The organism is Mesorhizobium sp. L48C026A00 (assembly GCF_000502375.1).
In the GTDB taxonomy this organism is placed as follows: Bacteria; Pseudomonadota; Alphaproteobacteria; order Rhizobiales; family Rhizobiaceae; genus Mesorhizobium; species Mesorhizobium muleiense.
In genome coordinates, this window is the sequence record NZ_AYWU01000109.1 from 1 (window position 1) to 791 (window position 791).

Annotated in this window: 1 protein-coding gene; it reads left to right on the top strand. The window is 63.7% G+C overall.

The genetic code is table 11. The features are described 5' to 3' along the window. The coding region (locus X738_RS80585) for an AMP-binding protein (protein WP_036270808.1) at positions 1–791 on the top strand (791 nt) is incomplete at both ends.

Sequence of the window (791 nt, forward strand, 5' to 3'; positions counted from 1 at the left end):
CTCGCCGATGCCGCCCCCAAGCTGCTGCGGGCCGATGCGGCCGGACGCGCCGCCCTCGGCGCCGAGGCGCTCGCCAGCCTGACGGCGGTCGACCTCTCGGACGGCGCGCGTCCATGGGCCGACCAGGGCGCTGACGATCCCGACCCGCGCGCGCTGGGGCTCACCCCCCGCCAGCTCGCCTACATCATCTACACCTCGGGCTCCACCGGGACGCCCAAGGGCGTCATGGTCGAGCATCGCGGAGTGGTCAATCTTACAGCATGGCATGTGCAAACGTTTTGTCCGCAACCAGAAACCTGCTGCACACTCACGGCTGCAGTGGCTTTTGACGCCAGCACCTGGGAGCTATGGTCCGCATTATGCAATCGTAGCACATTGCTGCTCCCGCCCAGGGCGGCAGCAGGAGATTCCTCGCGTCTGTTGCAATGGTGGCGTGATCAACCACTGGATGCCGCCTTTCTAGCCACACCGCTGGCTATAACCGCATTGCAAGACGAGCTGGTAAATCCAAAATTGGGACATTTGCTGATCGGCGGTGATCGTCTCCAGCGTGTTCCTTCCCGGATACCGTCTCCTCTCAAGTTGATAAACAACTATGGCCCTACGGAAGTCACCGTTGTGGCAACGTCGGGACGACTTCTCAGTGACAACGCCGTGCCGCATATTGGCCGTCCGATTGCGAACACGCGGATCTACCTGCTGGACGCTCATGGTGCGCCGGTGCCGTTCGGGGCGGTGGGCGAGCTCTATATCGGCGGGGCGGGGGTTGCGCGTGGCTACCTGAACCGGCC